At 42.2% G+C, this 10,008-nt stretch carries 11 protein-coding genes; 5 read left to right on the top strand and 6 right to left on the bottom strand.

The window, feature by feature from the left end; genetic code table 11:
• Window position 1: 1 nt before the first annotated feature.
• Both MTT29_RS09320 and MTT29_RS09325 read right to left on the bottom strand, forming a co-directional pair.
• Window positions 2-1,207 carry a copper resistance protein NlpE N-terminal domain-containing protein gene (locus MTT29_RS09320; protein WP_429800428.1) on the bottom strand — a complete coding sequence of 402 codons (1,206 nt, stop codon included), beginning with the start codon at window positions 1,205-1,207 and terminating at the stop codon, window positions 2-4.
• Window positions 1,208-1,254: 47 nt separating this feature from the next.
• Complete coding sequence (locus MTT29_RS09325) at window positions 1,255-1,683, bottom strand: copper resistance protein NlpE (RefSeq protein ID WP_429800429.1); 429 nt, start codon at window positions 1,681-1,683, stop codon at window positions 1,255-1,257.
• Window positions 1,684-1,764: 81 nt separating this feature from the next.
• Between MTT29_RS09325 and MTT29_RS09330 the strand changes: the two genes are divergently transcribed.
• Together MTT29_RS09330 and MTT29_RS09335 are read left to right on the top strand one after the other, a co-directional pair.
• Window positions 1,765-2,679, top strand: coding sequence for an SPFH domain-containing protein (locus MTT29_RS09330; protein ID WP_021089647.1), 915 nt, complete (start codon window positions 1,765-1,767; stop codon window positions 2,677-2,679).
• Window positions 2,676-3,068: an NfeD family protein gene (locus MTT29_RS09335; protein WP_429800430.1), complete on the top strand. Its 393-nt coding sequence runs from the start codon at window positions 2,676-2,678 to the stop codon at window positions 3,066-3,068. Before MTT29_RS09330 ends, MTT29_RS09335 begins: the two co-directional genes overlap by 4 nt.
• Before the next feature lie 20 nt (window positions 3,069-3,088).
• On the opposite strand, the gene MTT29_RS09340 is transcribed toward MTT29_RS09335, so the two are convergent.
• Complete coding sequence (locus tag MTT29_RS09340; protein WP_429800431.1) at window positions 3,089-3,301, bottom strand: hypothetical protein; 213 nt, start codon at window positions 3,299-3,301, stop codon at window positions 3,089-3,091.
• A 132-nt stretch (window positions 3,302-3,433) separates the two neighbouring features.
• On the opposite strand from MTT29_RS09340, the gene MTT29_RS09345 reads away from it, so the two are divergent.
• Genes MTT29_RS09345 through recG form a run of 3 tightly spaced genes read left to right on the top strand, consistent with a single transcriptional unit; the run spans window position 3,434 to window position 7,514 of the window.
• The gene (locus MTT29_RS09345; protein WP_035170115.1) at window positions 3,434-4,480 is read left to right on the top strand and encodes a dehypoxanthine futalosine cyclase; all 1,047 of its coding nucleotides are present in this window, start codon (window positions 3,434-3,436) and stop codon (window positions 4,478-4,480) included.
• Window positions 4,481-5,710: a M16 family metallopeptidase gene (locus MTT29_RS09350; protein WP_429800432.1), complete on the top strand. Its 1,230-nt coding sequence runs from the start codon at window positions 4,481-4,483 to the stop codon at window positions 5,708-5,710. It abuts the gene before it with no gap.
• Entirely contained in the window at window positions 5,700-7,514 is a 1,815-nt protein-coding gene (gene recG / locus MTT29_RS09355; protein WP_429800433.1) for an ATP-dependent DNA helicase RecG, read from the top strand. The genes MTT29_RS09350 and recG overlap by 11 nt, the downstream gene beginning before the upstream one ends.
• 359 nt (window positions 7,515-7,873) lie before the next feature.
• Here the strand turns inward: recG and MTT29_RS09360 are convergent, their stop codons facing one another.
• From MTT29_RS09360 to MTT29_RS09370, 3 genes are all read right to left on the bottom strand, one after another.
• Window positions 7,874-8,191 (bottom strand): hypothetical protein, encoded by a 318-nt coding sequence (locus tag MTT29_RS09360; protein WP_429800434.1) that lies wholly within the window; start codon window positions 8,189-8,191, stop codon window positions 7,874-7,876.
• Between the two features lie 111 nt (window positions 8,192-8,302).
• Window positions 8,303-9,076 (bottom strand): ABC transporter ATP-binding protein, encoded by a 774-nt coding sequence (locus MTT29_RS09365; RefSeq protein WP_012001386.1) that lies wholly within the window; start codon window positions 9,074-9,076, stop codon window positions 8,303-8,305.
• Window positions 9,076-10,008: FecCD family ABC transporter permease (locus MTT29_RS09370; RefSeq protein WP_429800435.1), on the bottom strand; the 933-nt coding region annotated here is incomplete at its 5' end. The genes MTT29_RS09365 and MTT29_RS09370, both read right to left, overlap by 1 nt.

Consider the following 10,008-nt stretch of genomic DNA (forward strand, 5'->3'; position numbering starts at 1 on the left):
GCTACTGGTTCCACATGAGCGTTATCTGTTCTATCTGCGCCTCGTCTGGGATCTGGCTTAGGCTTGTTATCTCTTGTGCGAGCGGATTTTTAAGCTTTATAAGCATGTCGTGGCTATCTATTTTTAGATAGATATTGTTTGCGTCGCTTTGAAATTTAGAGATGACAAGGGCGTTTTTTATATCTTTGAAATTTGATTTTAGGCTGATGTTTTCAGGAGTTTTAAACTCGTTTGAGTAAATTTCAATGCTTGTGATAATGCCATTTAGCAAGGTGTATTCAAAAATTCTATCGTTTTTGCTTGTGACGATGTAGCTATTTTCTTTTTTAGTATTGTCTCTTTTTATGTTTTTTGCGCCATAAAATTTCATCACATCAGCATTTGCTGACTCGTTTGTAAGTTTTGCAAAAAAGCCCTTGCCAAAGAGGCTGGATCTGCCTTTTTCTCTTTTATAGTGCCCGCTTATGTGAGCATTTTTGCAAATTTTATCATTTGCGATTATGAAGATGTCGTTAGCGGTTTTATGCACACTTAAAGCCACGCCTTTTTCATCCAAAAGGTAAAAAATGCCCTTGTCATAAAGCAGCTCTGAGTTAAATTTACAAAGTGGCGAGCCATCTTTTAGCGATGAGTAAAAGCTTATCTTTGCACCATTTTTGCTAGGCACAAGCACAAGCTCTAAAAAGCCATTTTTATCTTTAAATTTAGAAAATCTAGCAAAAAAACTATCTTTATATGCCTTATTTACTGGCTCGTAGTTATAAATTTGAGCTAGCACGCCAACTCGTTTATTTTTCTTATCATCAAGCTGAAGAAGTGAGTTTTTGTTTGGCACAAAGTAGCTAAGTGCGCCACTTTCATCTTTTAGCACGATAGCGCTCTCATCGACATCAAATGTGCCACCTTTTTCTACCAAAGTAGCAGCCTTATCCATCGTAAGCATAGTTTTTGTGTAGGTTTTGTCTTTATTTAGAGTTAGGATAGTCTTTACGCCCTCGCAGTTTGAGCATGGCAAGGTCGTGTAGTAGCTCGTGTAGATAGAGTTTGAAAGTATTAGTTTTTCTGGTTTTTTGGGTTTTTCATCTCTAAGAAGAGGTTTTTCTTCTTTTGATTTTTGTGTTTGCTCTTGATTTTGTGGCTTTAAATTTTCATTTTTCGCGCAGCCGATGATAAAAAATGAGATAAGTATGGCAAAAAGATATTTCATTTGCAACTCCTTAAAATTGCAAAATTATATCATTTTGCCTTTAAAATTTATTTTACGCGTTTGAAGATGTATTTGTCTTTTAGCTCGCCAGTGACCTCTTTTTGATCCATGTCAAGCATTTTTAGGTTCTCGCCATCGACCTTATAAAAGCTCTTCTCTTTATACTCATCAACGGTTGTGATAACGCCATTTTTGAGCGAGTATTTGCCCTTGCTAACGGCTTTGTAGTTGTCTTTTGACTTGTAGTTCATCACACTTTCAAATGTGCCATCTTTTTTTAGTGTGAGGGTTGAGTCTATGCCCATGCAGCTAGCGCAAGGTAAAAACGCCTTGTAAGTGCCTTCGACGCTGCTTACTGGAGCCATGCAGCTGCCTTTTACTTCACATTTGCCTTGTGGGACGCTCGTGCTTTGGTTTGACGTAGCGCAACCTGCTAAAAGTAGAGCCGCACTTAGTGCAAAGATAAAATTTTTCATGCTGATCCTTTTTGAAAATAAAATTTAAAAATGTATTATAATACTTAAGAAAATAACAAATTATAAATTAAAGGAGAGAAGATGCAAGTTGAGACATTTGGCGTTTTAGTCGTTGTTTTGGTTATTTTTGCATTTTTGTTTTTAAAAGCTGGTATCAAGATCGTATCGCAAGCAGATAACTTGCTGATCGAGCGACTTGGTAAATTTCACAAGGTGCTTGACGGGGGATTTCACATTATTATCCCATTTGTCGATCAGATAAGGGCGATCATAACTATAAAAGAGCAGCTTGTTGATATCACAAAACAGCAAGTCATCACAAAAGATAATGTTAATATTAGTGTCGATGGCATCGTCTTTTTAAAGGTATTTGACGCAAAAATGGCGGTTTATAACGTAGATAACTACAAGCGCGCCATTGCAAATTTAGCCATGACAACGCTTCGTGGCGAGATAGGTGCGATGAACCTTGATGATACGCTAAGCTCACGTGACCGACTAAATGCCGCACTTCAAGTAGCTCTTGGCGACGCAGCTGGCAACTGGGGCGTAAAGATCATGCGTGTGGAAATTTCTGAAATTTCTGTCCCACTTGGCATCGAAGAGGCGATGAATATGCAGATGAAGGCTGAGCGTGAAAAGCGCGCGATAGAGCTAAAAGCCTTGGCTGAAAAAGAGGCACTCATCCGCAACGCAGAGGCACTAAAACAAGAAAAAGTACTTCAAGCAGAGGCGATAGAGCGTATGGCTGACGCGAAAAAATACGAGCAAATCGCCATCGCAACGGCTCAAAAAGAGGCTATGGATATGATAAACGATAGCATGAGCAAAAACGCAAATGCGGCTGAATTTCTGCTCGCTCGTGACAGGGTCGGGGCATTTAGCGAGCTAGCTAAAAATAGCTCAAAAGATAAAATTTTAGTCCCTTATGAGGCGGCTGAGCTCATCGGCTCGCTTAGCGTTTTAAAGAATTTCTTAGCTAAGGATAAGGCGTGATCAGCCCTTATATAATGTTAGCCATAGGCGCGCTCTTGTGCGTGGCTGAGCTTATGCTATTTTCATTTTATCTGCTCTTTTTTGGCGTCGCTTTTATCATCGTTGGGGCGGTAAATTTTGGCTTTGGTTTTGAGTGGAGCTTTCAAATTTTAGCAGTCCTAGTGCTTGCCTTTATTTTGCTTGTGCTTTTAAAAGCGCCGTTAAAGAGTAAATCTATGGCTAAAAAAGAGAGCTTTAACGAAGAGTTTTTAGATGAAGCTGGCGTTGGTGAGATCAGAGAAAATATGGTCTATTTTAAAGGCACTCTTTGGAAGTATGACGGAGCGCTAAAAAATGGCGAAAAAGTGCAGGTTTTAGGCACTAAAGGCGACAAAGTTATATTAAAATAAAGTGCCATTTGGCACTTTATCTATTTTGCGTGGGCTGGGCAGCCTGCTGGCATTTGCCCATGCATCACCCTTTGCATGCCGTGATGAGGGCAGCTTGGCATATTTTCTTGCATCATTTTTTGATGATGAGCACATCCGCAACTTGCACCTTGTGGCTCAGCTGGCTTTGGCTCGTTTTTAGCACAACCAACTAAAAATAATCCGCAGATAACGGCAAATATCACCTTTTTCATAACTCTCTCCTTTAAAGAATTTCTCACATTTTAGCCTTTAAAAATTAATTTTTCATAACGCCTGATTTATCATATTTAAAAGCATTTTTGGCTAAACTTTCGCCCAAAAATAAGCAAAACAAAAGGTTAAATTTGAAAAGACTTAGTGTAAATGAAGCCATCGATCTTATAGAAAATGCACCGCTTTATGAGCTTGGCAAGATGGCGCTAGCTAGAAAAAAAGAGCTTCATCCAGAGGGCATTACGACCTTCATCGTAGATCGCAACATCAACTATACAAACGTCTGCTGGGTGGATTGTAAATTTTGCGCATTTTACCGCCACGCAAAAGAGGAAGACGCTTATGTGCTAAGTTTTGAGGAGATCGGCAAGAAGATCGAGGAGCTAATAGCCATCGGCGGCACGCAAATTTTATTTCAAGGTGGCGTTCATCCAAAGCTAAAGATCGAGTGGTACGAGGAGCTAGTAAGCTACATCAGCAAGCACTATCCAAGCATCACGATACATGGTTTTTCAGCCGTTGAGATCGACTACATCGCAAGAGTTTCAAAAATTTCTACAAAAGAGGTCTTAAGGCGCCTAAACGAAAAGGGCTTATACTCGATGCCAGGGGCTGGAGCGGAGATTTTAAGCGACCGCGTTCGCGACATCATCGCCCCTAAAAAGTGCGACACCGCAGACTGGCTTCGCATACACAAAGAGGCGCACGAGCTTGGCATGAAAACGACTGCAACGATGATGTTTGGCACGGTTGAGAGCACTCGCGAGATCGTGGAGCACTGGGAGCATATCAGAAATTTACAAGATGAAACGGCTGGATTTAGGGCATTTATACTTTGGAGCTTTCAGGGGCTAAATACAAAGCTCATGCAAGAATTCCCAGAGATCAAAAAACAAAGCTCAAACGTCTATCTAAGGCTTCTTGCGGTTTCAAGGCTCTTTTTGGATAACTTTAAAAATATCCAAAGCAGCTGGGTCACGCAGGGCAGCTACGTAGGCCAGCTTGCGCTTCTTTTTGGCGCAAACGACCTTGGTAGCACAATGATGGAAGAAAACGTCGTAAAGGCGGCAGGTGCAAGCTTTAGGATGAATCAAGACCAGATGATCGAGCTTATAAAAGATGTCGGCGAAATTCCAGCTAAGCGCAACACAAACTATGATATTTTGGAGAAATTTTAGATGAAAATTTTAGATATCAATGTAAAAAATGTAAAAATCCCAGTCGTTTTTGAAAGCTCAAAAGCGATGCCAGTAGTGAGCCTAAAACTAGTTTTTAAAGCAGCTGGTAGCTCGCAAAATGGCAAGCTAGCAGGCCTTGCAAGGCTAAGTGCAAATTTGCTAAACGAGGGCGATATGAAGCTAGGCTCGGCTAAATTCGCTAAAGAGCTTGAAGTGCGGGCGATCAGCCTAAATGCAAGCTGCGGCTTTGAGACATTTTGCATCGATCTAAACTGCCTAAAAGAGCACTTTGCCTTTGCGTGCGGCAAGCTAAAAGAGCTTATAAGCGCTCCAAATTTAACTGATGAAATTCTAAATAGGTGCAAAACCGTCACACTTGGCGAGATCGCAGCAAATGAAAACGACTTTGACTACGTGGCAAGGCAGGGGCTTTTTGAGATTTTATACCCAAAAAGCGTGCTCGCACAGCCAAGTATCGGCACTAAAAAGAGCATAAAAGCGATCACGCTTGAAGATGTGAGAAAGTTTTTAAACGAGCATTTAGACCTTTCAAATTTGCTTTGCGTGCTAGGTGGCGACATCGACGAGAAGCAGACAAAAGAGCTTGCTGGCGTTTTAGAGATCCTAAAACCTGGCAAGGTGCGAAAACTAGAGCGCTTTAGCCCAAGCAACAAGTGCGAAAGTAGCGAGATCATCAGGCAAAGCGAACAGGCATACATCTACTTTGGCGCGCCATTTAACGTTAGACCTGAAGAGAAATACAAGGCCGCAGTGGCGACATTTATCCTAGGCGAGGGTGGCTTTGGCTCGAGGCTCATGGAGGAGATACGCGTGAAAAGAGGGCTTGCATATAGCGCCTACGCTAGAAATTTGCTAAATCTCTCTTACAACCAGCTTTACGGCTACATGCAGACAAAAAACGAGAAAAAAGATGAGGCTATCGCCGTTATAAAAGAGGAAATTTTAAAATTTAGTAAAAAAGGCGTTAGCAAGGCCGAGCTTGAGCAGGCGAAGAAATTTTTACTTGGCTCGTTGCCGCTTAGGCTTGAGACGCTATTTAAGCGCCTTGACATAGCACAAGGCGAGTTTTATGAGTATGGCGAGCTTGGGGCATTTTTAAAGGACCTTGATAAAATTTCAGCCCTTTCGCTAAGCGAGCTAAATAGCTTCATAAAAGCCCACACAGAGATCAATCAGCTAAGTTTTTGCGTCTTAAAAAATGAAATTTGAAGCAAGCGACAGAGCAAAACTTCTAAAAATAGGCGTGCTTAGCCTGCTCGACCTTGCTCTTGTGCTACCAAAGGGCTTTGAGGATACGACGATCGCTAAGAGCCCAAGAGAAGGGCAGGTCTGCATAAATGTAAAGATCACCTCACTCGCCTCGCGCCCTGGCATGCTGACAGCGCTTGCCTTTTGCGAGCAGTGGCAAAGTAGCGTAAAGATCGTCATTTTTAACGCAAAATCTTGGCACTACGGCGCTTTTAAGGTGGGCAAAGAGATGGCGATATATGGGCTTTGCTCCTACGCCTTTGGCTCGTGGCAGATCGTAAATCCAAAAATCACCACAAAAATAGGTCAGATCGTGCCTAAATTTAAGACCGAGCTAAAAGATGAGGAGCTAAAAAAACTCATCTTAAAATATCTAAATTTGCAAAATTTAATGGCCGAGGGCTTAAATGAAAAAGAGGCTAAATTCCTAGCCGATCTGCAAAGGCTAGATGAGCAAAGCGTGCAAATTTTATACCGCCTAAAAAATGGTGGTGAGGGCGTGGAAATTTTAAAATTTGTAGAAATTTTTAACTACATAAAAAAGCTAAGTGCCAAAAAAACCTACTTTAAAAGCCCTAAAATCAAACTTTTTGACATAAACTCTTGGCTTAAGAGCTTGCCATTTACGCCTACAAACGACCAGCTAAACGCCATAAATGACATCAGAGACGACCTTAGCGCTGTGCAGGCAAAAAGGCGCGTCATAATGGGCGATGTGGGAAGTGGCAAGACGCTTGTGATCCTAGCAGCAGCGCTTAGCGTCTATCCGCAAAGTGCCATTTTGATGGCGCCAACAAGCATCTTAAGCGAGCAAATTTATAATGAAGCAAAGAGGCTGCTGCCTGCTTTTATGAACGTGATACTGGTGCGAAGCGGGGAGAAAAAGATAGACTTTAGCGGGGTAAATTTGATCGTTGGCACGCATGCGCTACTCTTTCACGAGCTGCCAAATTCGCCGCTTGTCATGGTCGATGAGCAGCACCGCTTTGGCTCAAACCAGCGCAAAAAGATAGAGGAGCTTGCCTCAAACGAGGATGAGCGAGCAAATTTCGTGCAGTTTTCAGCTACGCCTATACCTAGGACGCTAAGTTTAATCCAGTCTGAGATCGTAAATTTTAGCTTTTTAAAGCAGATGCCATTTAAGAAAAATATAACGAGCCAAATTTTAGGCGCTAGCGAGTTTGGCTTTTTGCTAACTCACATCAAAAAGCAGATTGCGGGTGGCTTTCAAGTAGCCATCATCTATCCGCTAGTCGAGAGTAGCGAGAGCTCAAACTACCAAAGTCTAAGCGAGGCGCAGGGCTTTTGGCTAAAGAATTTCAAAAATGTCTTCGTCACGCACGGCAAGGATAAAGAGAAAGAGGAAATTTTAAGGCGGTTTAGAGAAGAGGGCGAAATTTTGCTCTCAACAACCGTTGTTGAGGTGGGGATCTCGCTGCCAAGGCTAAATACCATAGTGATCGTGGGCGCTGAGCGGCTAGGGCTTGCCACGCTTCATCAGCTGCGAGGCAGAGTGGGGCGAAATGGCGGCGATGGATACTGCTTTTTATTTACCAAGCTAAAAGAGGCGCCAGCTAGACTAAAAGAATTTTGCGCGACAAATGACGGCTTTAAGGTGGCCGAGCTTGATCTGAAAAACCGCCAAAGTGGCGATATACTAAATGGTTTTTTTCAGCACGGAGCGACCTTTAACTTCTACGACTACGAGGATGATATCACGCAGGCTGCAAAGGCCAGAGTAGCTGAGTTTAAAAATAACGCTTAAATTTGATCTTGTGGGTTGTATTAAATTTAAGGCGGATAATTTTTTGGCTAAGAGGATTTAAATTTGCGTCAAATTTAAGATGAGGGCGCAAGCTTTTATGGCTAGCTTAAATTTGATAATGCTATAAGTTTTATGTGGCTAAATTTTAGTCTTTGCTACGACTGGTCTTGTCTTTTTCAATATCACTATTAATAAAAAGGTTCAGTCTAGGTTCTATGTAGCAAAATGGCTCAGGGTTTTAAAAGCGCCTTTGCTTTTGCGCTATACCTAAATTTGTCTTACCTAGCGAAATTTAACCTTTCGCAGGCTCTTTTTAAAATTTACGTGAAATTTGATATGGCGGGATAAATTTGCTCTTTTTATCGCTCACCCCAAACTCCCATGTTATCGCCAATTATATTGCTGTTGCCCTCTTTTTCGCTAATCCAAACCCACTCTTTGACATTTTTAGTTATCCACTCGTTTTTAATGGCGTGTTTATAAACAAATAGACCTAAATTTGCCAAATCATTTTCATTACCCTTTGCGTGAAAGGTATTTTTATCAATCTTGATCAAGTCGCACTGCTTGGCAAGTTTGTCTAAATACTCATAGATCACATCTAACTTATATTTTTTCTCCCTTATAACCTTTTCTTCATCGATCACGATCTTTGTGCCTAGTAGTGGGTAAGCCATTGTTATCCTTTTAAATTTATTTTGCATTTTAGCATTTATGATTAGTAAATTTAAGTAGAATTTTTTAGATAAAACGAGTGATCTGCCCTTAAAAATTAAGAGCAGATAAATTTATAGTGGATAAGTGAGGCAGCAGTTTCTTTTTACTTCGTCGATGTAGCTCACGTTTAAATTTAGTCCGTAAAGCTTGCTTAAATTTTCGCTTCTAATGATCTCATCAACCGTGCCAAATCCAACCTCGCCATCACCTTTTACAAGTGCGACATATCCGCCAAGAAGCACTGCAAAGTCAGGGTTATGAGTGGTTAGCACGACTGAGTAGCCAAGCTCTTTTAGCCATTTGACGGTGCGTAGGAATTTATACTGGTTGCCAAAATCAAGCGCGCTCGTTGGCTCGTCAAATATAATCATCTTTGGCTGCGCAGCCATCGCACGAGCGATCATACACATCTGCTTTTGACCGCCACTCATCTGCGTGATAAAGCGATCTTCAAGATACTCGATCTCAAGCTTTTTAGTGTAAATTCTAGCGATCTCCTCGTCCTCTTTGCTAGGTCTTGCAAAGATGCCAAGGTGCGCCGCGCGTCCCATCGTGATAAACTCAAGTCCGGTGTAGTCATACTCAGTAACCTCGCTTTGAGCGACATACGCCATGATCTTAGCGCGCTCTTTGTTGCTTAGGCTATCTACATTTTTGCCATCAAGAAAGATCTCGCCTGAAACTGGCTTTAGTGAGCCGCTTATTAAGCCTAAAGTTGTTGATTTGCCAGCTCCATTTCGACCAAGAATGGTTAAAATTTCCCCAGCGCCTATCTTTAAATTTACATTTTCTAGTTTGCCAGCCCCATTTGGGTAGCTAAAGTTTAAATTTCTAACTTCAAGCATCATGCAACCTTTTTATTTCGCCATAAAACCCAGACGAAAAATACCGTGCCGATAAAGCCAGTAAGTACGCCAAGAGGCACTTCGCTCACGCTTATGCTGCGCGCTAAGGTATCTACAAAAAGCAAAAATATCGCACCCATAAATATGCTTGCAGGCATGCTTTTTATGTTATTTGCGCCAACTAGCATGCGCGCTAGGTGAGGCATGAGAAGTCCCACCCAAGCGACTATACCGCTTATGCAGACGCTGCACGCTGTAAGAAGCGTAGCGCAGATGATGATGACGGCGCGCTCAAAAGCCACATTTACGCCTAGCCTTGCCGCACTCTCGTCGCCAAGAGAGAGCAAATTTATACGCCAGCTCATGGCTATTAGTAAAATGGCGCAGATGATCATCACTGGAGCTACGTATATTAAGTTATCGCTATCAAGCTTAGCAAGGCTACCAAGCTGCCAATAAACGATGTCAGGTAGCTTTGTCTCAGGGTCTGCGACATATTTTAAAAAGCCGATTATTGAGCCCATGAGGCCACTTACGATGATACCAGAAAGAACCAGCATAAGCGTGCTCGTGCGCCCCATCATCTTAGGTATGGCTAGAGTGATAGCAACGGCTGCTAGGCCAAAGCCAAATGCAAAAATTTGTATCCAAAGTAGCGATAGATCAAAGATAATGGCAGTTGCAGCTCCCACGCAAGCACCAGCCGAGACGCCTAGAAGATCAGGGCTTACTAGCTGGTTTTTAAAGACGCCTTGATAGGCCGCACCACTCACGCTAAGAGCAGCACCGACTAAGATGGCTGCGATGATACGCGGGATGCGTAAATTTTCTATCACGTTTGTGATGTTGCTAGCTGCACCCTCGCCGTAGCCAAAGCTGTGAGCTAGCACGCTAAAGACGTCGTTAAATGGTATGTAAAATCTACCAACGCC

It is taken from the genome of Campylobacter concisus, from assembly GCF_050447485.1.
GTDB lineage: Bacteria > Campylobacterota > Campylobacteria > Campylobacterales > Campylobacteraceae > Campylobacter_A > Campylobacter_A concisus_BQ.

Coding starts and splice junctions, on each gene's coding strand:
- MTT29_RS09340 (WP_429800431.1), bottom strand. CDS start 3,301: ATGAAAAAGGTGATATTTGCCGTTATCTGCGGATTATTTTTAGTTGGT.
- MTT29_RS09350 (WP_429800432.1), top strand. CDS start 4,481: ATGAAAATTTTAGATATCAATGTAAAAAATGTAAAAATCCCAGTCGTT.
- MTT29_RS09365 (WP_012001386.1), bottom strand. CDS start 9,076: ATGCTTGAAGTTAGAAATTTAAACTTTAGCTACCCAAATGGGGCTGGC.
- MTT29_RS09330 (WP_021089647.1), top strand. CDS start 1,765: ATGCAAGTTGAGACATTTGGCGTTTTAGTCGTTGTTTTGGTTATTTTT.
- MTT29_RS09325 (WP_429800429.1), bottom strand. CDS start 1,683: ATGAAAAATTTTATCTTTGCACTAAGTGCGGCTCTACTTTTAGCAGGT.
- MTT29_RS09320 (WP_429800428.1), bottom strand. CDS start 1,207: ATGAAATATCTTTTTGCCATACTTATCTCATTTTTTATCATCGGCTGC.
- MTT29_RS09360 (WP_429800434.1), bottom strand. CDS start 8,191: ATGGCTTACCCACTACTAGGCACAAAGATCGTGATCGATGAAGAAAAG.
- recG (WP_429800433.1), top strand. CDS start 5,700: ATGAAATTTGAAGCAAGCGACAGAGCAAAACTTCTAAAAATAGGCGTG.